This is a genomic window from Mesorhizobium sp. M0598, from assembly GCF_040320865.1.
GTDB lineage: Bacteria > Pseudomonadota > Alphaproteobacteria > Rhizobiales > Rhizobiaceae > Mesorhizobium.
In genome coordinates, this window is the sequence record NZ_JAMYQL010000011.1 from 99113 (window position 1) to 121926 (window position 22814).

Genomic DNA, 22814 nt, shown 5'->3' on the forward strand with positions numbered 1-22814 from the left:
CGAGCGCCCTTTAAACATATTGCCCTACTGCCCTACTGCCTTATTCCCTTACCACTATCCCCCAACGCCAAAGCATCCGTAATCTCGAAGCGTTCGGAAGCACCGACGCGGATCATGTTCAGGCTGCCCTCGCGGGTGAAGCGGAATTCGCCGGGCGCGTCCGCACCGGCCGGCTTGCCGGCCTGGAAGCTGATGATGCGCGTGCCGCCATCGGGCCATGTCACGGTCACGTCGATCTTGTCGCCGGTGCGCACGACGTCGGCCTTGCAGTTGGTCATCGGCTGACCGAGATAGCGCGCGCAGGGGATGGCGTTGCCGGCACCGGGTACCGGTGTCCCCGGCGGCTGCAGCCGCGCAACGGTCTTTGCGTCGGCCGGAGGCGCCGCATTGACGGCGCCGAAATTCTGGACGGAATCCCCCGCCGCGGGCGGCGATCCATCAACCGGTCCAGTCGAGGGGTTTCCAGCGGCCAGGGCCAGGCGGTAAGCATCCTCGATCGCCACCTTGCCGATTGCGTCAGCGGAGTTCAGCACCGTTTCGGGAGCGGTCGCGCCGAGGCGCGTTGTCAGATCGGGCAGTGGTTGAGAGGCAGGGCTCTCCGTATTGGCCGCCGCCTGGGGTGTCACTTGCTGGGGATTGATAGGATCGAGGTAGCGCGCCGGCGCCCATCCGCTCAGTTTGGGGTCGTCAATGTCTTCAACCTTGCACCATTTGTAACCGCTGATGTCGCCGCAGCCGAGATTTTTCACGCTCGAACCGCTCGGCAGCCGCGCCTCGATCTTGCCCATGGCCGACGCCGTGGCGCGCACGTTCAGGAGATCATCCGGAGCAAGACCCGTCACAATCGAGATAATGGGCTCCGGCTCCTGGCCGTTGGCCGGCAACTCCGCCAGCATCAGCGGAGCGGCAACCATCGCAAGCAGCGTCGTTGGGAGTGTTACTGTGCGCCTAATCATCTGCCATGGGCGGTAGGTTCAATTGCCGAAGGCGCGGCCAGGCACGAAAGCGCCATCGCACGCCAGCCGGTTTTTATAGGCGACGAGACGGCGCTGTGTAAGCCCGAAAAGGTGCCGCGTGTTGAATCGCGACCAAGCCACTTCCGTGAACTATCAGCCGGCAAAATATTGCACATTTCATGTAAATATGCACTCTCTCAAGTAAGGTTGAGGAGGGCAATATGGTCGACCTTGAAATATTTGCGCAGGTGGAAAACATAGTTCGCCAGCGTATCAAGAAAACGCGCGCCGAGATTGAGGCTTCACTTGGTCACATCGCCAACGGCAATCCGCTGGCCGCCGAACAGACCCTCTCCAGGCGCCTCGACAGGTTGCAGGTAAAGGCGTCGCTCAGCCGCACCGAAGCGGAGATGATATCGGCAGCGATCGACATGAGGTCTGCCGGGGAAAGAAAGGCCGCCGCCAAGCAGCCAGGGCCGGAGGCAATTCTCGGCCCAACGCTCGATTTCATCGGGGTCGCATTCCTCGAGCGTGGGCGCCGTGCTGCCGATGCGGTTGGCCGCGTTGCCTTTCTCAACGGCAATCCACAGGGATCGGGTTTTCTCGTCGGGCCAAGGCTGTTCCTCACAAACAACCACGTGATTTCGTCGCTGGCGGATTCCCGGCGCTTCCAGGTCCAGTTCGATTATGAGCAGGACGGTGCGAATGCCGTGCGTACGCCGACGACGTTCCTGTTCGATCCTGAATCCTGTTTCGTGACCGATAGCATAGAGGGTCTGGACTATACGCTGATCGGGGTCGGCGAGCGGCGTTCCGGTCCAAAGGAACTGGGGGAGTTCGGTTTTATCTCGCTGTCGGATGCGCGCGACAAGCATATGCTCGGCGAAATCGCCAACATCGTTCAGCATCCCGATGGCCGCTTCAAGGAACTGGTGTTGCGTGAAAACCGGCTGGTGGCCCGCGACGAAACGGTGCAAGTGCTGCACTATGTCGCCGACACCGAACAGGGTTCGTCCGGCTCCCCGGTCTTCAACAATGAATGGGAACCTATCGCCCTGCACCATTGGGCCGGCCCGTTCCACGAGGTGACGGGCATAGGTGGCTATGCGCTTGCGCGCGAGATCAACGAAGGCATACGGATCAGCGCCATCGTTGACCATCTGGGTGCTAGAAAGTCCAAGCTGCCGGGCTCCTCGGCATCGGCGGTTTCGCAAGCTCTGGCGATTTGGGCCGGCATGCCGCGCATGATGGACGAGACAGTTCGGCTGAACGCCGATATTCGCGAAGATGTGCCGGACAAGCCGGTGCAGCGGCCGAACCGGATCGCAATCCGCCGGCGACGAGACACAATGCCGATGGCTCGGTCACCTGGACTTTTCCCGTCGAAATAAATGTCCGGGCGCCGCTGATCGACCGCGACGGAGGCGATGCGAGACGAAACGACGGCAAAGGCCCGGCAAGCGAACCCGGGAAGGTGGCCATCGCCGAGGCCGCGGGTTGGAAAACAGAGGATTTCGACGATCGTGGAGGGTATGAGCCCGGCTTCATACCGGGCTTTGTCCTGGCAATGCCGACGGTTGCCAATTCACCCTACCGGTTGGCCAAAAACCTTCTTGCCAAACCGGGAGAGGACCCACACGAATTGCGCTACCATCATTTTTCGATCTTGATGAACGCCGATCGCAGGCTTGCCTTCGTCACCGCCTGCAATATCGATGGATCCCGCACCAAGGCGGTCAATCGTGAGGACAAGACGGTCATCGACAACCCGTCGCTTGTCGAATTGGGGGTGGAGTCGATTTCCGGTTCGGAAGCCAGCGATGCTTTCCGGCCGGATCGGCGCATCGACCTTGGCGAGCAGATGAACCAGGAATTCTATTCGAGCCAGAATGTGCCTGGATTTCCCGTCGCAAAATCCAAGGAACGAATCGCTCGAATGTTCCAGAAGGGCCATATTACACTTCGCGGCGACCCCGCATGGGGCGTCGATCAGGAGGCGGTCGCGGCAGAACGCGACACGTTCTTTTATACCAATGCTGCGCCGCAAGTCGGCTTCTTCAATCAAGGAAGCTCGCTTAACCATCCCGGCTCCAAAGGGAAGTTGAGATGGCGCGCGGTAGAAACCTATGTGCTGCGCAACGCCTATACGACGCGAGGCCGTGTCACGGTGTTTGCCGGGCCAGTGTTCGGCGAGGACGATCCTCCCTACCGCTTCGACAGCCATGTTCCGCTGAAGTTCTGGAAGATCGCGCTGTGGTCCGATCAAGCTGGCCTGCGCGCCATCGCGCTGCTGGCGGACCAGAAGCCGGTTTTGGAAGTGATGCCCGAAGCGTTCGGCGAGCGTGCCGAGGCATTCGATGACCCGCTTGAAATTGCCAGGATATCGGAGTTCCTTTCGACGGTGGCCGAGATTGAAGAGCTGACCGGCCTGAACTTTGGCCAGCAGGTGCGCGACGCCGACATTCGGGCCGGTTCCGAATCCGCCCCAGCACAGACTTTCAACCCAACGCAACTGGCGCCCAAGACGTCACGGCCAAAGGCTTCGGCGACCAAGACTTCGACGTCCAAGACTTTGGCGTCCAAGACTTCGGCGGCCAGCGCCCGACGTCCTGCCAAGCGATCGAAGCGATCGGCGTCCGACGACTGAAGATTGGACCGGTCGCGACTTCTGCCGCTCGAAGGCGGTCATCCGTTCAGCTGGGCATGAGCAAGCTCAGCCTGGGATGAGCAAGCTCAGCCTGGGATGAGCAAGCTCAGCCCGGCATGAAGCCGGTGCGCAGCGCGTGAGCCCATTCGGGCCGTCCCGCCTGCTCGGCCTGATACGCCGCCGCCTCATGGTCATAGTCGACGGCGATGGCTTCGAAACTGTCGGGGTGCAAGTCGACGATGCCGTAGCGGGCGTGCGGCGAACCCTGTTCGGAGACATGCGCCGGCGGGGTTGAATCGTCATAGGCGGGGCAGCCGATGCTGCCCGGGTTGAAGATGACCGGACCGCCGGGAATGCGGACCAGCTCGCTGCGATGGCTGTGGCCGCAAAGCATGATGCGGCAGGCGGGATCGATCGCGCCGAGGCGCCGCTCGATTGCGACCAGCGGCGCGCGCACCAGCCGGCCGTCGACGATCGCGTCAGTCAGGTATTTTTCGTCGTGGTCGGGCCGGGCGTGGAAGGCGAGTATGCCGAGCGCCACCTCCAGCGTGACGGGCAGCGCAAATAGCGCCTCGCGTTGCCCTACGGTCAGCCGTTCCTGCGCGTAGCGGTCGGACGGCCAAATTGTCTCGTCGGCGGTGTCGCGGGCAACGCGGCGGTCGTGGTTGCCGCGCACCGTCGGCAGGTCGAGCGTCTCGAGCCGCTCCATGGTCTCGCGCGGCCAGAGCGGGCCGGAAACGCAATCGCCGAGATTGACGATGAGGTCGGCGCCGCCGCGCTGCCGCAGATCATTGAGCACGGCGTCGAGCGCCAGGACATTGCCGTGGATGTCGGCGAGGACGGCAATGCGCATGGCAGGCTCCGTTAATTGGAATGGCTGGAGGGCGGGTGAAGCTACTTTGCTCGCCTCGCGAGGCAGGCGAGAGCGGAACCCAGCTTCGGGTCGTTCAGGCGCGGACTTCGATCTCGTGGCCGCCGACCGCCGGCAACGATGCGTCGCCGGCCGCGGCAATAACACTGTCGAGCAGGCCCGGGAAGCGGCGGTCGAGATCGTCACGACGCAGCGTGATCAGCCGGCTGGTTCCAACCGCCTCGGTGCGGGTGACGCCGGCCTCACGCAGCTTGGCCAAATGGTAGCTCAGATTGGTCTTCGAGCAGAGATCGAGGAACCGGCTGCAATTCAGCGGCACGCCCTCTTTGCTGGCGAGATAGCGCACGATGGCCAGTCGCGTCGGGTCGCCGAGCACGGCAAGCACGTTCGGCAGGCTGATCTGGTCGGCGGTGGGATGGGGCAAGGTCATGCCCAGGAATTAAGCACATTCGGAGCCGATTTCAACGCATCTCCTCTCGTGGCTAATGGACACATAGTTTCGTCCCGTCGCCCCGTCCTGACACCGGGCTGTCAGGATGGTTCGGCTATTTTGCAGCGGCTTTATTGACATCATGCCCTGTTATGTCCAATTGTTCAATAACCTTTGAACTAAGGAAATTGCCATGGATAAGCGCCTTATCTGGCTTGCGCTCGGATCGTTCACGATTTCGACCGAAGGTTTCGTCATCTCCAGCCTTTTACCCGACATTGCAAAGGATGCCGCCATCTCCGTTCCGCTCGCCGGCACGCTGATCACCGCGTTTGCGCTCGCCTATGCGATCGGCACGCCGATCCTGGCAACGCTGACCGGCGAATGGGACCGGCGCCGCGTCATCCTGTGGACGCTGGTGTTCTTCGTGTTGGGCAACGTCGCCGCGGCGCTAAGCTCCTCCTTCGAATTGCTGTTGATCGCGCGCATCGTCATGGCGCTGTCGTCAGGCTTGTTCGCGGCGACCGCACAGGGAACGGCCGTTGCGCTTGTCGACGATCATCACCGCGCCCGCGCCATTGCCGTGGTCGTCGGCGGCACTACGGTTGCGGTCGCGGTCGGAGCACCGCTCGGCGCGCTCGTTGCGACGGTTGCCGGCTGGCGCGGCACCTTCTTTGCCATTGCCGGCCTTGGTGCGCTCGCCGGCGCGATCCTGTGGTACCGGCTGCCGCGCGGCATCGTCGGCACCAGGCTGCCGCTCCGGATGCGGCTGGCAGCGGCACTTCGCCCCGGCGTCATGCCTATCCTGGTGACGACCATCCTGGCCCTGATCGGCGCCTTCACCGTCTTTGCCTTTGTCGCGCCGCTCGCGATCGAAGGCGGCGGACTGAACCCGATCGCGCTTCCCGGAATGCTGCTCGCTTTCGGCGTTGGCGCGGTCATCGGCAATATCGGCGGCGGTCAGGCCGCCGACCGTTTCGGCGCGACGCGCACCGTCTGCTGGTCGCTGGCGCTGAGTGCCGCCATGCTGGTCACGTTTTCGCTGATCCCGATGTTCCTGCCGCGCGAGATCGCCGGGCCGGCGCTCATGGCCATGATGGTGCCGTGGGGCATCGTCGGCTGGGCGTTCCCGCCGGCGCAGGCCAGCCGTATCATCAAGCTGGCGCCCGATGCCGCGCCCATCGTGCTATCGCTGAACGCTTCGGCGCTCTATCTCGGCGTGGCACTGGGTGCCGTGGTCGGCGCCGCGGTGCTGCGCTATGGCGCACCGGCCGACCTCGGCGTGGTCGCGGCGGCATTCCCGATCATTGGTCTGGGCGTGGTGCTGGCGGGCCATCTGGCGGCGCGCCCGGTGGCGATGCCGGCCGAATAAGGCTTGTTAGCGGAGCTTGGCTGCCCGCCGCCGATAATTCACGTCGCGGCGGGCGGTGCGTCAAAATCCAGCGCGGCGATTTCGTCCAGCGCCGAATTCTGGGAAGTTGCCGGAAGCGACCTCGCCGACGTTCCGCAAGAAATCGTCATGACCGCCGACGATCTGGTCGATGCGGCGCTTGCCGGCCTGGCCAAGGGCGAAACCGTCACCGCGCCCGGGCTCTCCGATCCGGCTGGGTTGGAAACCTATCTTGGTGCGCGGCAAGGTTTCTTCGGCAGCCTGCTGGCCGGCAAGCCGGCGGCACGCTACGCTGCCTGAAATAACTGATCTTACGCTGTCCGCCACATCGGGATGATCGAGGCGGCCAGCAGCAGGCCAAGCATGATGTTGAGCATGCGCCACTGCCGCTCGGTTCGCAGCAACCGGGCGAGCAGCGTGCCCGCCACGCACCATGCCGCCAGCGATAGGGCCGCTGCAAGACCGAAGACCGTGCCGAGCAGCACGGCGAGCTGCAGCGGCCCGTTGGCGAGCGCGGCAAAGGATGCCGCCGCTCCCAGCCCCATGGCCCAGCCCTTTGGGTTCATCCATTGCAGGCCGGCGCCGCCCAAAAAGCTGTTCGGCTTTGCCATGGCCACGTCCAGATTGGGCGGACCGCTGCGGCCGATCTTGAGGGCAAGCCACGTCAGATAGAGGGTACCGGCCATTTTCATTGCCAGTTGCAGCGAAGGAGCAGCGGCCAGCAGACCGGCGAGCCCGGCAGCGCCTGCCGCAGCCACCGTGGCCAGGCCGGCCGCACTCCCGGCCATCAGCGGGATAGAGCGGCGAAAGCCGAACTGCGCGCCGGACGCCGTCGATAAGGTCGTGGCCATGCCGGGCGTTGAGGTTGAGACCAGCGCGAACAGGACGAGGGGAAGGACGGTTTCAAACATGCTGCTTCCTTTGAAGCCTGCACGGTAGGCTGTTTGGCTCATCAGTAAATGCAATGTTTGCTATGGTTTGTATTAGCAAATATAATGGCCAGATGCTCCGCAATCTCGATACTGCCCTGATCCGAACCTTCGTCACCGTTGCCGATAAGGCCAGCATGACGGCAGCAGCCAATGCGTTGCATCTGACGCAAGGTGCCGTCAGCCAGCAGATCAAGCGTTTGGAAGAGGTTCTCGGCTGCAGCCTGTTCGAGCGCGACCGGCGTGGATTGCGGCTGACCCGCTCCGGCGAGCGATTATTCGGCAAGGGCAAGCGCCTGCTTTCCCTCAATGACGAGATCCTGGCGGAGATGGCGGGCGATGCAGTTGCCGGTCAGGTGCGGCTTGGCGTGCCGTACGACCTTGTCGGCACCTTGCTTGCGCCGGTGCTCAAGGCCTATGCCGAGGCGTATCCGCAGGTCGAGATCTCGCTTGTCTGCGCCTCGTCGCCGGAGCTGGCTGCGGCCTTGGCGGCTGGCACGATCGAGCTCGCGGTGATCGAGGAGCCGATCGGTCGGTCGGCCGGCGAATGCCTTGTTGTCGACCGGCTGGTCTGGGTCGGCGCCAATGGCGGCGCCGCCCGCAGCAAGCGGCCCTTGCCGGTTTCGATGGTCGCCGAGACCTGTGCGTTCCGCCCGGTGGTGCTGGAGGCGCTTAACGAGCATGGGCTGGAATGGCGCACCGTATTCGAAAACGGCAGCATCGACGCGACGACGGCGACAGTGCGCTCGGACTTGGCCGTCACCACCTGGTTGGCGTCGACCGTGCCTGTCGACCTCGACATTTTGGCCAACGATCCGGAGCTGCCGTCATTGCCGAATTTTTCGATCAATCTGCATTTGCCGAAGCACGACGTCGCGCCGGCTGCACTGGCATTCGCGGGCCACCTCCGCGATGGGTTGGCAGGGCGACGAGAGGCGGCTTAAAAACAGCAATAAGGACGGCCAGTGTTCAGCCGTCCTTGATCGCCCCGCGGCATCTACTTCCAGTTCTTGCGCCGCTCGATCTCGGCTTCGGACGGCTGCTCCGTGGCAAATGACCCGGTCTTGATCTCGCCGGAGCGTTCATAGCTCGCCATGAGGACGCCGGTGGTCGATGCCTGCGAACGGGTCAGCTTGAAGGCGGCAGGTATCGTGCCGCTGCCGAACAGCTTTTTGCCCTTGCCCAGCACCAGCGGGAAGATCAGCAGGCTGATCTCGTCGATCAGGTCATTGGCGAGCAAGGTCTGGATCAGCTCGCTCGATCCCTGAATGAGCAGGTCGGGGCCGTCCTCCTGCTTCATCCGGCGCAACGTCGCCACGACATCGCTGCCGAGCGGCTGGCTGTTTTGCCAGGACAGCGAATCCGGCCTGTGCGTCGCCACATATTTGGTGACGGCGTTGAAGCTCTCGGCGATCGGATCATTCTTCTGATAAGGCCAGTGGGCGGCGAAGATGTCGTAAGTCTTGCGGCCGAGAAGCAGCGCGAACGGTTTTGAAAACGTCTCGCCCATCGCGGCGCCCATCACATCGTCCCAGTAGTGAAACGTCCAGCCGCCGAATTTGAAGCCGCCGACAGGGTCCTCTTGCGGGCCGCCGGGCGCTTGCATGACGCCGTCGAGGCTGACGAATGTTGCGGCGATGATCTTCCTCATTGGAGCTCCCTTTCCCTGATCCGTGCCGTCATGGCCGGAGTTCGAGCCAAGGACGGGCGAACGGACATTTATCCGACAGCGGCCGGCAAATTTCCAGGGTTGGAAGGGCGGATGACTGCCGACATGGTTGCGTCGGCTTGGAGAAGAGAAACGCTCAGCCCAGACCGACGACCGTATCGTAGAGCAGCTTAAAGTTGAGCACCAGGATGAGCCCGGCGACCACCCAGGCCAGCACGGCAACAGCGCGGGAAATGGCGAAATTGCCCATCTTGCGCTTGTCCGAGACGAACTGCACCAGCGGTACGACAGCGAAGGGGAGCTGCATCGACAGGATTACCTGGCTGAAGACCAGCAACTGGCCGGTTCCCTTCTCGCCATAGAGCGCGGTGACCACCACCACCGGAATGATGGCGATGCCGCGCGTCAGCAGGCGGCGCGCCCATTGCGGGATGCGCAGCCGCAAGAACCCTTCCATTACGATCTGGCCGGCGAGCGTCGCCGTCACCGTCGAGTTCAGGCCGGAGGCGAGCAGCGCTACGGCAAACAGGATGGAAGCGATGCCGAGGCCAAGCAGCGGCGACAGAAGCTCGAAGGCCTGGCCGATCTCGGCAACGTCATGATGACCGGTGCCGTGGAACGCCACCGCCGACACGATCAGGATGGAAGCATTGACGAACAACGCCAGTATCAGCGCGATGGTCGAGTCGGTCGTCGCCCATTTGATGGCATCGCGCTTGCCGCGATCGGTGCGCTCGTAGGCCCGGGTCTGCACGATCGAGGAGTGCAGATAGAGATTGTGCGGCATCACCGTGGCGCCGATGATGCCGATGGCGATGTAGAGCATGGCCGGATTGGTGACGATCTCGGACGACGGCACGAACATCGCGTGCAGGATGGAGCCGACCGGCGGGGCGGCGGCAAAGATCTGAATGGCGAAGCAGCCGAAGATGATAATCAAAAGCGCTATGATGAAGGCCTCGAGGAAACGGAAGCCCTTGTTCATCAGCAGCAGCAGCAGGAAGGCATCGAGCGCGGTGATAATGGCGCCGCCGATCAGCGGAATCCCGAACAGCAGTTGCAAGGCGATCGCCGTGCCAATGACCTCGGCCAGGTCGCAGGCGATGATGGCCAATTCGCAAGCGACCCAAAGCATGAAATTGACCGGTCGCGGATAATAGGCGCGGCACGCCTGCGCAAGGTCGCGGCCGGTGGCGATGCCGAGCCGGGCGGCGAGTGCCTGCAGCAGGATCGCCATCAGGTTCGACAACATGATGATGAAAAGCAGCGTGTAGCCGAATTGGGCCCCGCCGGCGAGGTCGGTCGCCCAATTGCCCGGATCCATATAGCCGACCGAAACCATGTAGCCCGGCCCCATGAAGGCGAACAGCCGGCGAAGCCAGATCCCCGAGTGCGGCACCGTGATCGTTGCGTTGACTTCGCGAAGGCTGGGCTGCTCGTCGTCCTCCGGGCGGGCAAATCGCCACATGGACCGGGGGGCTGAGGTGGCTTCGGCTTCCGACATGAAATGGCTTTCCACTGGGACGATCGATGTTGTCTCCTTATCTATGCCACGGCTGAACATTATGCAATATGCTATATTTCATTGTCTGAGCTTTTCTTGTGGCCGCTTGGCCGTGCGGCCGGAACGGCAGTGAACGCCGGTTGCGCCGGCCACCGAATGGAAATAAACGGCCAGAACCAATAGGGTTCCGTGTTATGACCGCAATGTCGATTCAAACTGCCGGGAGGAGCGCGTATTGGCGCTGAAGAAAAGACCGGTTCCTCGCGAAAAGCCGCTGCCTGACGCAGAAATCCACTCGGAAGGCTTCAGGCAGACGCGTGAAGCGCGCCGCAGCGCGCTGGTCGAGGATTATGTCGAGCTCATCGCCGACCTGATCGAGGATGGCAACGAGGCGCGCCAGGTCGATATCGCGGCACGGCTCGGCGTCGCTCAGCCGACGGTGGCGAAAATGCTGACGCGGCTGTGCGCCGACGGGCTGGTCTCCCGGAAGCCTTATCGCGGCGTGTTCCTGACCGATGCCGGCCGCAAGGTTGCGGAAGAGAGCCGCATTCGCCACCAGACGGTCGAGGCCTTCCTGCGCTCGCTCGGCGTCAGTGCCGAGACGGCGCGCATCGACGCCGAAGGCATCGAGCATCATGTCAGCGCCGAGACGCTCGAAGCCTTTCGCAAGGCAATAATCGCCGCCCGCTGAAAAGCACGGCCAGCGTATCTCTTCGCGCGACTCGTTTCCCACGAGCAGGGTGAACGGCACAGACCTTGCGATGTCTCGGCCAGAGCAGGCAAGCGTCAGCAAGCATTGCTTGTTCGCACGAAAAATACTGTGACTTGGCGTAACCGTTGAGATAATTGTTGTCGTGTCCGATCGAACCGGGACACGGCCCGATCGGCCGGAAAATTGCATCACGGGGGTTGCCATGCTCTGGAAGGGCCGTCGTCAGAGTGACAATGTCGAGGACGAGCGCGGCCAGAGCGGCGGGCTTGGCGGCGGGCCGGGGCAGTTTCGCATCCCGATCGGCGGTCGCGCCGGCGGCGGCGGCATGTCAGGCATTATCATCGTAGGGTTGATTTTCCTGGCAGGGTGGTATTTCGGCTTCGACCCGAGTCAGATCCTCGATAACAGCGGCTTGCAGCCCGGCGGCGGCCAGATCACCGACAATAGCGGCGAGCAAGACGGCGGCACCGGTGCGCCGGCATCCGACGAGATGAAGCAGTTCGTGTCGACCGTGCTGGCCGAGACCGAGGATACCTGGACTGGTATTTTCCAGTCCGAGGGCCTGACCTATCAAGATCCAAAACTGGTCCTGTTCAGCGGCCAGATTCGCTCCGCCTGCGGTTCTGCCTCGTCAGCGGCCGGACCATTCTACTGTCCCAACGATCGCAAGGTCTATCTCGACACCACCTTCTTCCAGCAACTCGATCAGCAGTTCGGTGCCTCAGGCGATTTCGCACAGGCCTATGTGATTGCGCATGAGGTCGGCCATCACGTGCAGAACCTGGTCGGCATCCTGCCCAAATTCAACCAGATGCGGCAGAGCATGGGCGAAGCGGACGCCAACCACATGTCGGTGCAGGTCGAGCTCCAGGCCGACTGCTTTGCCGGCATTTGGGCACATTTCACCGGCCAGAAGGGCATTTTGGAGCAGGGCGACATGGCGGAGGCACTGAACGCCGCCAAGCAGATCGGCGACGACACGCTGCAGAAGAAGATGCAGGGCTACGTCGTGCCGGAAAGCTTCAACCACGGAACGTCGCAGCAGCGGCAGACCTGGCTGGCGCGCGGCTTCCAGAACGGCAAGCTTTCGGACTGCGATACGTTCAACAACCCGATCTGAACCGCCGGTTTTCTCGCTAATCCGAGAGACTGGATCGCAGTCAGGGGATGTCAGGATGAAAGCACTCGGCCCGTTCCCTCATTGTTCCCAGCGATGTGCTCGCCTATAAGGTGTGTTCCCGTTCGCTCGGGCGGCCCGAGGAGATATACCATCATGATAGACCCCAAAACCGCCAGGCGGGGCCTTGCGCTTGTTTTCACCACCCTGCTGCTCGACATCATCGGCTTCGGCATCATCATGCCGGTGCTGCCGGCCTATCTCAGGGAATTGACTGGCGTCGGCATCAGTGAGGCGGCTATCGAGGGCGGCTGGCTGTTCTTCGTCTATGCGGCGATGCAGTTCGTTTTCGCACCAGTGATGGGCGGGTTGAGCGACCGGTTCGGGCGGCGGCCAATTCTGCTCGCCTCGGTGCTGACGTTCGCTATCGACAATCTGATCTGCGCTATCGCCTGGTCCTATCCGATGCTGTTCATCGGCCGCGTGCTGGCCGGCATTTCCGGCGCCAGTTATTCCACGACATCGGCGTTCATTGCCGACATCTCGACCGACGAAAATCGTGCGAAGAATTTCGGGCTGCTCGGCATTGCTTTCGGCGTCGGCTTCGTCATAGGGCCGGTTCTGGGCGGGTTGCTCGGCACGTTCGGGCCGCGTGTGCCGTTCTATTTCGCTGCCGGGCTTGCTTTCGCAAACTTTCTGATCGCGCTGTTTCTGTTGCCGGAAACACTTGATAACAAGCACCGTCGCCGCTTCGAGTGGAAACGCGCGAACCCGGTCGGCACGCTCGTCCAGATGCGCAACTACGAAGGTATCGGCTGGATCGGACTTGTCTTCTTTCTGATGACGCTGGGGCACATGATGTATCCTGCGGTCTGGTCGTTCGTCTCCAGTTATCGCTATGGCTGGAGCGAACAACAGATCGGCTTCTCGCTCGGCGCTTTCGGCCTGTGCGGGGCGATCGTCATGGCGACAGTCCTGCCGCGCGTGATCCCTAAGCTTGGCGAGTGGAAGACGGCGGTAATCGGTCTGGCATTTACCGCACTCAGCGCCTTCGGCTACGCCTTCGCGTCACAAGGCTGGATGATCTATGCAGTGATCGTCGTTGGATGTCTCGAGGCGTTGGCCGACCCGCCGCTCAGAAGCCTGGCGGCCGCCAAGGTGCCACCTTCCGCCCAGGGCGAACTCCAGGGCGCGATGACCTCGATCTTCTCGATCACCTCGATCATCACGCCGCTGCTTTATACGGCGATCTTTTCCTGGTTCACGGGGCCGAGCGCGCCGGTGGTTTTCGGCGGTGCCCCGTATCTGCTCGGCGCGATTTTCCTCACGCTGGCGCTCGTCGTCTTCGTCACCAGGGTGGCCAAGCCGACGCCGAAGGAAGTCAAACGCATGCACGCGCAGGAAGCGGTGACAGACGGGGCTTGATCGGCGCCGGGAGCCCGGCCGGCGCCGTCAATCAAATCCGTTTTTACGCATGCGCTAAACACGCTCGGCCAGTGCCGGCTCGCCGCGCTTTTCGCGGATGAGATTGACGAAGCGGCGAAACAGATAGTGCGAATCCTGCGGGCCGGGCGAGGCTTCGGGATGATGCTGGACCGAGAAGACCGGCCTGCCGGTGAGCGCAATGCCGCAATTCGAACCGTCGAACAGCGAGACATGGGTTTCCTCGACGCCGCTCGGCAATGAGTCGGCGTCGACGGCAAAGCCATGGTTCATCGAGACGATCTCGACCTTGCCGGTGGTGTGGTCCTTGACGGGATGATTGGCGCCGTGGTGGCCCTGATGCATTTTTGCGGTCTTGCCGCCCAGCGCCAGCGCCAGCATCTGGTGGCCGAGGCAGATGCCGAAAAGCGGGATTTCGGTCTTCAACAGATCCTGGATGACCGGAACGGCGTAGTCGCCGGTGGCTTCCGGATCGCCAGGGCCGTTGGATAGAAAAATGCCGTCGGGCCGCATCGCCAGGATCTCCTCGGCGCCGGTTTTTGCCGGCACCACAGTGACCTTGGCGCCGAGGCCGGCCAGCAGGCGCAATATGTTGCGCTTGACGCCGTAGTCGACGGCAACGACGTGCATCGACGGATCAGCCTGTTCGCCAAAGCCCTCGTTCCAGACCCAGGGCGTCTCGCGCCAGACCGAGGACTGGCCGGAGGTCACCTCCTTGGCGAGATCAAGCCCGATAAGCCCCGACCATGCGGCGGCGCGGCGCTTGAGGTCATCGATGTCGAAGATACCGTCGGGCGCGTGCGCGATGACGGCATTGGGCATGCCCTTTTCGCGGATCAGCGCGGTCAGCGCCCGCGTGTCGATGCCTGAAAGTGCGACGATGCCGCGCTTCTTCAGCCACTGGTCGAGACCGGTTCCGGCGCGGTAATTCGACGGGTTGGTGACATCGGCCTTGAACACGGCGCCGACGGCGCCGGCGCGGGCCAGCGGGTTGAGGTCCTCGATGTCTTCGTCATTAGTGCCGATATTGCCGATATGCGGAAAGGTGAAAGTGACGATCTGGCCGGCATAGGATGGGTCGGTGAGTATCTCCTGGTAGCCGGTCAGCGCGGTGTTGAAGCAGACCTCGGCGACGGCGGAGCCGGTGGCGCCCAGACCGCGGCCCTCTATGACAGTGCCGTCGGCCAGCACCAGCAGGGCTGTCGGTCTCTCGCTGGCCCAAGGGGGGGTCGACGCGGCTGTCATCGTTGCCATGGCGGCACTCCTAAAGGTTGCGCCCTCAGTCGGCGCAACAAAAGGCGCGAAGCGGCGATCTCACAGCCTCGGCGCGCTAGGTTTTCATTTGTGCCTGTCGTTGCCCAAAACCGCTACGCATTTTTGGGCGACGTGCACTAGAATTCAATTCATGCAAGGCCCAGTACATAGGGGAAGGCGCCAAGGCGGTCAATGATGCCGCGCCGTGCGAGCCTAGATTTATTTCGTCGAATAATATCAGCGGTTTGCCGGACGCTATCGAGTTTGCCTTGAGCTATCGGCACGACTATTGTCCGCGGCATTCGAAGGAGAAAGCACCATGCGAGGCAAAATCGCCGAATCCCTGAAGAGTGCGATGAAGGCGCAGGACAAGCGCCGGCTGCCGACATTGCGGCTGATCCAGGCGGCCATTCATGATCGCGACATCGCCAATCGCGGCGCCGGCAAGGAGCCGGCCAGCGACGACGAAATCCTGCAGATCCTGGCCAAGATGGTGAAGCAGCGCGAAGAATCGGCCAAGGCGTTCGATGACGGCAAGCGGCCGGAGCTTGCAGCGCAGGAACGCGACGAGATGGCCATCATCCGCGACTTCCTGCCGACGCAACTGGGTCAGGCCGAGACGGAAAGCGCCGTCCGTTCCGCCATCGCCGAGACCGGCGCTAGCGGCGTCAAGGATATGGGCAAGGTGATGGCGGCGCTCAAGGAGAAATACGCCGGTCAGATGGATTTTTCCAAGGCGAGCGGCATCGTCAAGAGCCTGCTTCAGTAAGCTGCCGAAGGCCCTTGCCGTCGCGCCCGCAATCCGGCAGCCAAAAGCTCGCGCCCGTGATCGAACTCGTCAAACCGGCGCTTGAACACCTGCCGTCCTACAAGGCGGCCCTCGAGCGCGGCTGGTCGCCGGACAATGTGCGGCTGCTCGACGCGACGCGCGAGCAGCTTGCGGCTATCGAAAAGGATCCAGCGACTTTCCTTGGCGATCTCGACGATTCCGATGGCAAGGGACCGCCGATCACCTTGCCCGACGGTTCGACGGTGCCGCGGCTGCCCGGATTCCGGCGCTGGATCTGGGACGGGGAAGTCGCAGGCTCAATCGGCCTGCGCTGGCAGCACGGCACCGCGGCGCTGCCGTCGCATGTGCTCGGCCACATCGGCTATGCGGTGGTGCCGTGGAAACGGGGACGCGGCTATGCGACCGAGGCGCTGCGGCTGATGCTGGTGGAGGCGAGGGCGGTTGGCCTGCCCTTCGTCGAAATCACCTGCAAGCCTCACAATGTGCCCTCGCAGAAGGTCGTTCTGGCCAATGGCGGCCGGCTCGTCGGCCGTTTCTTCGAGGACGCCGCCTATGGCGGCGCGGAAAGCCTGCGCTACCGGATCGATCTGTAGCCCTATTCGGCGGCAGCCGGCAGCGGCGGCGCAGCCCGGCTTCGCCATTCCCAGACATGCGAGGCAAGCGCAACCGCGACCGCGACCAGCATGGCGATCGCGCCAACCACCGGCAGGCTGCGATAGCCATAGCCGGCATTGAGCATCGCCGCGCCGAGCGATGCGGCGAGCGCGATGCCGACATTGAAGCCCGACGGGATGAGCGACGAGGCAAGGTTGGAGGCGTCCGCGGTCCAGGTCAGGATGCGGGTCTGGATCGGCGTGCCGATGGCAAAGTTGAGGCCGCCCCAGACGAAGATCGCTATCACCATCGGCAGCGGGTAAGGGCTGACAGCGTAGATCAAGGCGAGCATTGCCGCCTGTAGGAAAAGCATGGCGATGAGCGACGGCATCAGCTTCCAGTCGGCGAGCCGCCCGCCGGCGAAGACGCCGATCGTTGCGCCGACCCCATTGAGCAAGAGCACCCAAGGTATCCATTTCTCGTCGAGGCCGGTGACCTCAAGCAGCGTCGGCGTGATGTAGGTGAACAGGCCGAACTGGCCGATCATCAGCATCAGCATAATAATGAGCGAGGTCCAGACCTGCTGGCGTGCGAGCACGCGGACCTCGCTTCCAAGGCTCGCCGACGGGCTCGACGATCCCGTCTTGCGCGGCAGCAGGGCGCCGATTGCCGTGAAGGCCACCACACCGAGCGCGCACATCACCCAGAATGTCGCACGCCATCCCCAGATGTTGCCGATTGCCGTGCCGGCCGGAACGCCGATCACGTTCGATACGGTGAGGCCGGACAGGATCAGCGCCACCGCCATGCCGCGCTGGTCTTCGCGCACGAGGCCGACGGCCACCACCATGGCAACGCCGAAATAGGCGCCATGCGCGACGGCCACCGCTATCCGCAACAGCAGCATCGAGGCGAAGTCGGGCGCCAGCGCACAGGCGGCCTGGCCGATCGTGAAGGCTGCAGTCAGTCCAAGCAGCAGGGCCTTGCGGGAGAACCTTTTGGTGGCGAGCGCCAGCAGCGGGCCGCCGACTGCAATGCCGCCGGCATAGCCGGAAACGAGATAGCCGGCGGTCGGGATCGCGACGCCAAGGCCCTCCGCCACCTGCGGCAGCACGCCGGCGATGACGAATTCGGTGGTGCCGAAGGCAAAGGCGGCAATGAACAGGGCAACGAGGGGGAGCATGGCGGAAAGACGATCCTCGGATAAGGTCGCCTCAAACCACGGATGAGGGCAGCGGGCAATCCAGAAATTGTCGACGCCGCTTTAGCTTTTCTTGATCGCCGGTCAGGCGCCCGCCGCGGAGGCAAGAGCTAGGCGGCTGCCTTCCTTCCATAAGGAATTTTCAGCCACGCTCGCTCGTGAAGATAGTAGAGCAGCGACTTGGTGACGACCTCGGTTAGGCCGATGGCCGCGGCGAGCTTGATGCTTCCGGTCACGACGAGCGAAATGATCATCGTGTCGATGGTGCCGGTGACGCGCCAGGAAAGCGCTTTGGCGAAGCTGCGGGAATGGGTGTCCATCGACTTTCCTTCCGGTAGATGCGGCGATCTTTAGCCGACAGACAGGAGGTGGCGCAAAGATAATTTTCTGCGCATTGGCCAACAGCAATTTTCTAGGCGATGTTCTGAAGCTACCCGGCCTGTGGATGCAATCTATCCGGCCTTCAGCCGCGAACCGGTGAGCAGGCCGCGCTCTTCAAGTACGGGATAGGCCATCGAGGCGAGCAGCGAGTTGATCTGCTTGAGGTCGCGAATGGTGTCGAGATGGATCGAACTGGTCTCGACGCTCTTGGGGGTGCCGTCGCGCAGCCGTACGAAATGGCTCTGGCTGGTCTCCTTCTCGCGGTCGCGCAGCCGGTCCTTTTCCAGCACCAACTGGCGAGCGGTCTCCGGATCGCGGGATACCAGCACGTTGAAGGCAAGCCTGGCATTGGCAAGCACCAAGCCATGGAAGGCGCAAAGCTCACGCCAGCCTTCCGGCGTGAACTCCAGCCCGCGCTCGAATTTCTTCTTCACGTGGACCAGCATGTTGCGCACGATGATGTCGCCGACCTGCTCCAGCTTGACGCAGGCGCCGATCAGCTCCTGGCAACGCAGCGCCTCGTCCTCGCTCAACGGGTTCTTGGTGACCTTGGCCAGATAGAGCTTGATCGCAGCGTGCTTCCTGTCGACACGGTCGTCGAGTGCGGCCAACGCGCCGATCTTGTCGGCATCGGCGCTCTCATAGAGCTCGATGATCCGTTTCAGCATGATCTCGACCGTTTCGCAGACCCGCACCACCTCGCGGGTGGCGTTGGCTAATGCCTGGCTCGGCACGTCGAGCGCACTTTCGTTGAGCGCCGAAAGCTCGACGACGTCGAGCGCGTTGGCGGGCTGCGGCTTGGTGCCCAGCGCCACGATCTTTTCCGAGGCGCGATAGACCAGGCTCGCCAGCGGTAGGCCGGCAATCAGGATCAGGATGTTGAAGACAATGTGGGCATTGACGATCTGCTCGGGCACCGTGCTGCCCAAGAAGGCGACCGGCGGTTTGAACGTCAGGAACAGGATCAGCATGATCAGCGAACCCATGCCGCGCATCAGGAGATTGCCGATCGGCACGATACGAACGCCGGGTTCTGCGTTGCGGGTTAGAAGCGGCGCGATGATCGAAGAGCCGAGATTGACACCGAGCACCAGCACGATGCCGAGTTCGGGCGGGATGAAGCCGCGGCCGGCCAGCGTCACCATCAGCAGCACCGCGGCGATCGAGGAATGGAACAGCCAGGTGACCAACGCCGCCAGAAGATAGGCGGTGACCGGATCGCCGGAGAAGTAATCGACGATGAGCGGCATCAGCGTGCTCTGGCGCAGTGGCTCCGACGCCTGGCCGATCATCTCCAGCGACAGAAGCAGCAGGCCGATGCCGACCAGGATGCGGCCGAACTGGCGCCAGTCGCGCCGCTCGGTGGCCATGAACATGACGGTGCCGGCGACCAGGCAGATCGGCACCAGCAGCGACAGATCGAAGGTGAGCAGCTTGACCACCAGTGCCGAGCCGATCTCGGCGCCGCGCACCGCAAGCTGGCCCGACATGCCGCTGACAATACCGGAGCCGGCGAATGAGCCGACCAGCAAGGTGACGGCGGTCGAGCTTTGCAGCGCGACAGCCAGGCCGCAGCCGGCCAGAACCGCCATGAACGGATTGCGCATTGTGGCGCGCAGTTTGTGGCGCAGCACATCGCCATAGGCGCGCTCGACGCCGGTCTTCACCAAACGGGTGGCAAACAGCATCAATGCGACCGCACCGGCAAGGTGCAGCAAAACGACAGAGCCACTCATGCCAGGCCCCGCAACGCGACAGGTGCCAGCGACGCGGGCGCGGTGAAGTCAAAGGGGCAAAAGTGGGCGCGAATCGTGGACATTGCAGAGGTTGATATTACTCCGATTTATTTTAGCCGAATAATAAATTTTGCCCGGTTCGGACGCGTGCTGCCACGCGACGGGGCGTGTCGGAAATGGATGGCTGACAAAATGGTTGCATAGCCTGCGGGGTTGCGGAGGGTCATGCGTCCATTCTCGGACGGTCGCTTTAAAGGTAGCGCTGAATTAGTCGTTCTAAATGCAAGAAATCATTACGAAAACGTAATCTCGGTGTTCAGTTTCGGTTCATCCTTCCGGCTCTATTCCGTAGGCATCGACAACCAAGGGGTACCCGCCATGAAACGTATCGTTCTTTCCGCCATTGCCTTCTCGATGCTGGCCGCAACCACCTGGCAGGGCCAGGCTGCACCTCTGAACACACCAAACGCGCCGCAGTCGAACTACAGCCAGGTCGACTGGCAAAGGCCCGGCAGGCATATCGACGTAAACAAGCGCGTCGTAGTGAAGAAGAAGATCGTCGTGAAGCGCAGCCATTGGCGCAACGGCCAGAGATATTCCAGCTGGAAGCGTCACCAGCCGATCCGCGATTATCGCCACTATGGCCTGCGCCGTCCCGGTCCCGGCCAGGAGTGGATCCGGGTCGGCAATGACTATCTGCTGGTCAGCGTTCTCTCCGGCCTGATCTTCGGCGCCATCGCCGCGCAGTGACCGCGGAACGGCTGACCGCGCTGCGTCGGTTTAGATCGAGAAGGCGGCCCGCGGGCCGCCTTCTCTTTTTGGCCTGTGAAAACCGGGTATGATCGCCATTAGGAGTCGTCGGGCTTCGCCGGCGTGATTATATGGAGGCCAAACGAGCTGTCCCCCATGCGCTTTCCGCCTGCTTTCCTCGACGAGATCCGCGACCGCGTGCCGATTTCTTCGGTGATCGGCCAGCGCGTCGCGTGGGACAGGAAGAAGACTAACGCGCCGCGCGGCGACTATTGGGCGTGCTGTCCCTTCCATGGCGAGAAGAGCCCGTCCTTCCACTGCGAGGACAAGAAGGGCCGCTACCATTGCTTCGGCTGCTCGGTTTCGGGCGACCATTTCAAGTTCCTGACCGAACTTGACGGGATGAGCTTTCCTGAAGCGGTCGAGAAGATCGCCGACATGGCCGGCGTGCCGATGCCGGTTCGCGATGCCCAGGAGGAGCGGCGCGAAAAGGAACGCGCCAGCCTGACTGACGTCATGGAGATGGCGACGGCGTTCTTCCAGGAACGGCTGCAGGGACCGGAAGGGGCAAAGGCCCGCGCCTATCTGCGCGACCGGGGGCTGACACCGGCGACGCAGCAGTCTTTCCGCCTCGGCTATGCCCCCGACAGCCGCAATGCGCTGAAGGAGCATCTTGCCGCCAAGGGTGTCCCCAAGGCCGACATCGAGGCGTGCGGGCTGGTGCGCCATGGCGACGACGTCCCGGTTTCGTACGATTGGTTCCGCGACCGCATCATGTTCCCGATCCCGGATTCCAGGGGCAAGATCATCGCCTTCGGAGGGCGGGCACTGGCGCCGGATGCGCTGGCCAAATATATGAACTCGCCCGATACGGAGCTCTTCCACAAGGGCAACGTGCTCTACAATTTCGCCCGTGCGCGCCAAGTGCTGGGAAAGGGGGCGCTGGCCAAGGGCGGCACCGTCATTGCCGTCGAAGGCTACATGGATGTGATCGCGCTGGCGCAGGCCGGCTTCGAAAACGTGGTGGCGCCGCTCGGCACCGCGTTGACTGAAAACCAGCTCGAACTTCTATGGCGCATGGCTGGCGAGCCGGTGCTGTGCTTCGACGGCGACCAGGCCGGGTTGAAGGCAGCGTGGCGCGCCGCCGACATGGCGCTGCCGGCGGTCCAGGCAGGCCGCTCCGTGCGCTTCGCCCTGCTGCCGGAGGGCAAGGATCCCGACGATCTGGTCAAGGGTGACGGACCGGATGCGTTCCGCGCCGTGCTTTCCGAGGCGCGGCCGCTGGCCGACCTCTTGTGGATGCGCGAGACCGCCGGCGGCATCTTCGACACGCCGGAACGGCGGGCGGAGCTCGAAAAGACGCTACGCGAACTGACCAGCCGCATCCGCGACGAGAGCCTTCGCTATCACTACCAACAGGAAATGCGCGAGCGCGTGCAGAGCTTCTTCGGTGCCCAGCGCGGACGCCAGGGACGTCAGGACGGACGGCCAGGTGAGCGCTTCCCGGGCAGGGTCTCAGCACCCGGCGGACAGTTTGCACGTGGCGGCAATGCCGGTGGGCGCACCGCGATCACCGAAAGCCTCGGCCGCTCGGCGCTGGTCAAACGCGGCGGCGAGGGCATGTCGGTGCGCGAGGCGACGATCATTGCGGCCCTCGTCAACCATCCCGTGCTGATCGACGAGAATTTCGCCCATGTCGAGTTCCTCGATCTCGCCAATTCCGATCTGAAGCGGCTGCATGCGGCCATCCTCGACGCCATGGCGCACGATATGGCCAACAACCGCGAGGCTGTAATCGCGACGATCGAGCGGGCCGGCTGCGGTGAGATCTGGCAGCGCGCGGTGGCGCTGATCAAACGTGCGCGGCAATGGCCGGCGCTGGAAACGGCAGCACTCGACGATGCTCGCGATGCGTTCAGCCAAGCTCTCCACTTGCAGCGCAGCGCGCGCACCTTACATAAGGAGCTGAAGCAGGCGGAAGCAGCGCTCGCCAGCGATCCCACGGACGAAAATTACCGGCACCTGGTCGAAATCCAGGCGCAATTTCGTGATGTGCAGGCAACGGAAGCGCTGATCGAAGGGTTTGGCGTATCGTCGGGCAGAGCTGGGCGCGTTTAGATCGAAGCCTCCAGAAGACTGAAATGTAAGGACGTGCTTGCGCGTTGAATCAAGCGTGCGGTGCTCTAAGTCGGGTAATTGATTCGCTTTTTTCATGCGAATCATGCGAGAGGCGCTTGACCTTCCGCCAGAATGGCGGAATCAGGTCGATTCGAAACGTTAACCCGCCCCGGCATCGACGGGAATGCAGCGATGTAAGGTACTGATCACTGGACAGGCAGTCAGCTTGCCACAGATATCAGGGTTAATCTGGACTTAACGAGAGATGCAGTTACTGGCCCGGTAAAGCGCGTTCTGGAAGGAGCGCATCCAATTTGACCGG

At 62.9% G+C, this 22814-nt stretch carries 22 protein-coding genes; 12 read left to right on the forward strand and 10 right to left on the reverse strand.

All coding sequences use genetic code 11. The features are described 5' to 3' along the window. Positions 1–32 precede the first annotated feature (32 nt). Positions 33–896: an SH3 domain-containing protein gene (locus NKI59_RS16285; RefSeq protein ID WP_352705362.1), complete on the reverse strand. Its 864-nt coding sequence runs from the start codon at positions 894–896 to the stop codon at positions 33–35. 281 nt (positions 897–1177) lie between these two features. Here NKI59_RS16285 and NKI59_RS16290 point away from each other — a divergent pair, with 281 nt between their 5' ends. Together NKI59_RS16290 and NKI59_RS16295 are read left to right on the forward strand one after the other, a co-directional pair. Next, positions 1178–2347 carry a trypsin-like serine peptidase gene (locus NKI59_RS16290; RefSeq protein ID WP_352705364.1) on the forward strand — a complete coding sequence of 390 codons (1170 nt, stop codon included), beginning with the start codon at positions 1178–1180 and terminating at the stop codon, positions 2345–2347. 83 nt (positions 2348–2430) lie between these two features. Then, positions 2431–3603: a DNA/RNA non-specific endonuclease gene (locus NKI59_RS16295; RefSeq protein ID WP_352705366.1), complete on the forward strand. Its 1173-nt coding sequence runs from the start codon at positions 2431–2433 to the stop codon at positions 3601–3603. Positions 3604–3709: 106 nt separating this feature from the next. Here the strand turns inward: NKI59_RS16295 and NKI59_RS16300 are convergent, their stop codons facing one another. Together NKI59_RS16300 and NKI59_RS16305 are read right to left on the reverse strand one after the other, a co-directional pair. After that, positions 3710–4456 (reverse strand): metallophosphoesterase family protein, encoded by a 747-nt coding sequence (locus NKI59_RS16300; RefSeq protein ID WP_352705368.1) that lies wholly within the window; start codon positions 4454–4456, stop codon positions 3710–3712. A gap of 94 nt (positions 4457–4550) precedes the next feature. Further along, complete coding sequence (locus NKI59_RS16305; RefSeq protein ID WP_352457526.1) at positions 4551–4904, reverse strand: ArsR/SmtB family transcription factor; 354 nt, start codon at positions 4902–4904, stop codon at positions 4551–4553. A 193-nt stretch (positions 4905–5097) separates the two neighbouring features. Between NKI59_RS16305 and NKI59_RS16310 the strand changes: the two genes are divergently transcribed. Together NKI59_RS16310 and NKI59_RS16315 are read left to right on the forward strand one after the other, a co-directional pair. Further along, positions 5098–6276 carry an MFS transporter gene (locus NKI59_RS16310; RefSeq protein ID WP_254820339.1) on the forward strand — a complete coding sequence of 393 codons (1179 nt, stop codon included), beginning with the start codon at positions 5098–5100 and terminating at the stop codon, positions 6274–6276. A 147-nt stretch (positions 6277–6423) separates the two neighbouring features. Next, positions 6424–6594 (forward strand): hypothetical protein, encoded by a 171-nt coding sequence (locus tag NKI59_RS16315; RefSeq protein ID WP_352705370.1) that lies wholly within the window; start codon positions 6424–6426, stop codon positions 6592–6594. An 11-nt stretch (positions 6595–6605) separates the two neighbouring features. On the opposite strand, the gene NKI59_RS16320 is transcribed toward NKI59_RS16315, so the two are convergent. Continuing rightward, on the reverse strand, positions 6606–7205 hold the full coding sequence (locus NKI59_RS16320; RefSeq protein ID WP_352450708.1) for a LysE family translocator: 600 nt from the start codon (positions 7203–7205) through the stop codon (positions 6606–6608). Positions 7206–7297: 92 nt separating this feature from the next. On the opposite strand from NKI59_RS16320, the gene NKI59_RS16325 reads away from it, so the two are divergent. Beyond that, positions 7298–8167 (forward strand): LysR family transcriptional regulator, encoded by an 870-nt coding sequence (locus NKI59_RS16325; RefSeq protein WP_352705373.1) that lies wholly within the window; start codon positions 7298–7300, stop codon positions 8165–8167. Positions 8168–8220: 53 nt separating this feature from the next. On the opposite strand, the gene NKI59_RS16330 is transcribed toward NKI59_RS16325, so the two are convergent. After that, positions 8221–8874, reverse strand: coding sequence for a dihydrofolate reductase family protein (locus NKI59_RS16330; RefSeq protein WP_352683795.1), 654 nt, complete (start codon positions 8872–8874; stop codon positions 8221–8223). 154 nt (positions 8875–9028) lie between these two features. After that, a complete protein-coding gene (locus tag NKI59_RS16335) occupies positions 9029–10396 on the reverse strand; it encodes an Nramp family divalent metal transporter (protein WP_352683793.1) in 1368 nt (455 codons plus the stop codon). A 235-nt stretch (positions 10397–10631) separates the two neighbouring features. Here NKI59_RS16335 and mntR point away from each other — a divergent pair, with 235 nt between their 5' ends. From mntR to NKI59_RS16350, 3 genes are all read left to right on the forward strand, one after another. After that, entirely contained in the window at positions 10632–11087 is a 456-nt protein-coding gene (gene mntR, locus NKI59_RS16340) for a manganese-binding transcriptional regulator MntR (protein ID WP_023678308.1), read from the forward strand. Between the two features lie 223 nt (positions 11088–11310). Beyond that, positions 11311–12228: a KPN_02809 family neutral zinc metallopeptidase gene (gene ypfJ, locus NKI59_RS16345; protein WP_352683791.1), complete on the forward strand. Its 918-nt coding sequence runs from the start codon at positions 11311–11313 to the stop codon at positions 12226–12228. Positions 12229–12381: 153 nt separating this feature from the next. Continuing rightward, positions 12382–13650: a TCR/Tet family MFS transporter gene (locus NKI59_RS16350; RefSeq protein WP_352705376.1), complete on the forward strand. Its 1269-nt coding sequence runs from the start codon at positions 12382–12384 to the stop codon at positions 13648–13650. A gap of 54 nt (positions 13651–13704) precedes the next feature. On the opposite strand, the gene carA is transcribed toward NKI59_RS16350, so the two are convergent. Then, entirely contained in the window at positions 13705–14922 is a 1218-nt protein-coding gene (gene carA / locus NKI59_RS16355; protein WP_352705378.1) for a glutamine-hydrolyzing carbamoyl-phosphate synthase small subunit, read from the reverse strand. 319 nt (positions 14923–15241) lie between these two features. Here carA and NKI59_RS16360 point away from each other — a divergent pair, with 319 nt between their 5' ends. Together NKI59_RS16360 and NKI59_RS16365 are read left to right on the forward strand one after the other, a co-directional pair. After that, complete coding sequence (locus NKI59_RS16360; protein ID WP_023678304.1) at positions 15242–15691, forward strand: GatB/YqeY domain-containing protein; 450 nt, start codon at positions 15242–15244, stop codon at positions 15689–15691. Positions 15692–15747: 56 nt separating this feature from the next. Continuing rightward, positions 15748–16305 carry a GNAT family N-acetyltransferase gene (locus tag NKI59_RS16365; RefSeq protein ID WP_352457535.1) on the forward strand — a complete coding sequence of 186 codons (558 nt, stop codon included), beginning with the start codon at positions 15748–15750 and terminating at the stop codon, positions 16303–16305. A 2-nt stretch (positions 16306–16307) separates the two neighbouring features. Here NKI59_RS16365 and NKI59_RS16370 read toward each other — a convergent pair whose 3' ends face one another. The 3 genes from NKI59_RS16370 to NKI59_RS16380 form a co-directional block, all read right to left on the reverse strand. Continuing rightward, on the reverse strand, positions 16308–17489 hold the full coding sequence (locus NKI59_RS16370) for an MFS transporter (RefSeq protein WP_352705380.1): 1182 nt from the start codon (positions 17487–17489) through the stop codon (positions 16308–16310). Positions 17490–17617: 128 nt separating this feature from the next. Further along, positions 17618–17827 carry a DUF2061 domain-containing protein gene (locus NKI59_RS16375; RefSeq protein ID WP_023678301.1) on the reverse strand — a complete coding sequence of 70 codons (210 nt, stop codon included), beginning with the start codon at positions 17825–17827 and terminating at the stop codon, positions 17618–17620. 132 nt (positions 17828–17959) lie between these two features. After that, entirely contained in the window at positions 17960–19624 is a 1665-nt protein-coding gene (locus NKI59_RS16380; RefSeq protein WP_352705382.1) for a Na/Pi cotransporter family protein, read from the reverse strand. A 378-nt stretch (positions 19625–20002) separates the two neighbouring features. Between NKI59_RS16380 and NKI59_RS16385 the strand changes: the two genes are divergently transcribed. Next, on the forward strand, positions 20003–20374 hold the full coding sequence (locus NKI59_RS16385) for an RcnB family protein (RefSeq protein ID WP_352705384.1): 372 nt from the start codon (positions 20003–20005) through the stop codon (positions 20372–20374). 156 nt (positions 20375–20530) lie between these two features. After that, a complete protein-coding gene (dnaG, locus tag NKI59_RS16390; protein ID WP_023678298.1) occupies positions 20531–22492 on the forward strand; it encodes a DNA primase in 1962 nt (653 codons plus the stop codon). The last annotated feature ends 322 nt before the right edge of the window (positions 22493–22814 follow it).

Coding starts and splice junctions, on each gene's coding strand:
- ypfJ (WP_352683791.1), top strand. CDS start 11,311: ATGCTCTGGAAGGGCCGTCGTCAGAGTGACAATGTCGAGGACGAGCGC.
- dnaG (WP_023678298.1), top strand. CDS start 20,531: ATGCGCTTTCCGCCTGCTTTCCTCGACGAGATCCGCGACCGCGTGCCG.
- NKI59_RS16285 (WP_352705362.1), bottom strand. CDS start 896: ATGCTGGCGGAGTTGCCGGCCAACGGCCAGGAGCCGGAGCCCATTATC.
- NKI59_RS16290 (WP_352705364.1), top strand. CDS start 1,178: ATGGTCGACCTTGAAATATTTGCGCAGGTGGAAAACATAGTTCGCCAG.
- NKI59_RS16375 (WP_023678301.1), bottom strand. CDS start 17,827: ATGGACACCCATTCCCGCAGCTTCGCCAAAGCGCTTTCCTGGCGCGTC.
- carA (WP_352705378.1), bottom strand. CDS start 14,922: ATGGCAACGATGACAGCCGCGTCGACCCCCCCTTGGGCCAGCGAGAGA.
- NKI59_RS16305 (WP_352457526.1), bottom strand. CDS start 4,904: ATGACCTTGCCCCATCCCACCGCCGACCAGATCAGCCTGCCGAACGTG.
- NKI59_RS16315 (WP_352705370.1), top strand. CDS start 6,424: ATGACCGCCGACGATCTGGTCGATGCGGCGCTTGCCGGCCTGGCCAAG.
- NKI59_RS16350 (WP_352705376.1), top strand. CDS start 12,382: ATGATAGACCCCAAAACCGCCAGGCGGGGCCTTGCGCTTGTTTTCACC.
- NKI59_RS16385 (WP_352705384.1), top strand. CDS start 20,003: ATGAAACGTATCGTTCTTTCCGCCATTGCCTTCTCGATGCTGGCCGCA.
- NKI59_RS16330 (WP_352683795.1), bottom strand. CDS start 8,874: ATGAGGAAGATCATCGCCGCAACATTCGTCAGCCTCGACGGCGTCATG.
- NKI59_RS16380 (WP_352705382.1), bottom strand. CDS start 19,624: ATGAGTGGCTCTGTCGTTTTGCTGCACCTTGCCGGTGCGGTCGCATTG.
- NKI59_RS16370 (WP_352705380.1), bottom strand. CDS start 17,489: ATGCTCCCCCTCGTTGCCCTGTTCATTGCCGCCTTTGCCTTCGGCACC.
- NKI59_RS16360 (WP_023678304.1), top strand. CDS start 15,242: ATGCGAGGCAAAATCGCCGAATCCCTGAAGAGTGCGATGAAGGCGCAG.
- NKI59_RS16310 (WP_254820339.1), top strand. CDS start 5,098: ATGGATAAGCGCCTTATCTGGCTTGCGCTCGGATCGTTCACGATTTCG.
- NKI59_RS16300 (WP_352705368.1), bottom strand. CDS start 4,456: ATGCGCATTGCCGTCCTCGCCGACATCCACGGCAATGTCCTGGCGCTC.
- NKI59_RS16320 (WP_352450708.1), bottom strand. CDS start 7,205: ATGTTTGAAACCGTCCTTCCCCTCGTCCTGTTCGCGCTGGTCTCAACC.
- NKI59_RS16325 (WP_352705373.1), top strand. CDS start 7,298: ATGCTCCGCAATCTCGATACTGCCCTGATCCGAACCTTCGTCACCGTT.
- NKI59_RS16335 (WP_352683793.1), bottom strand. CDS start 10,396: ATGTCGGAAGCCGAAGCCACCTCAGCCCCCCGGTCCATGTGGCGATTT.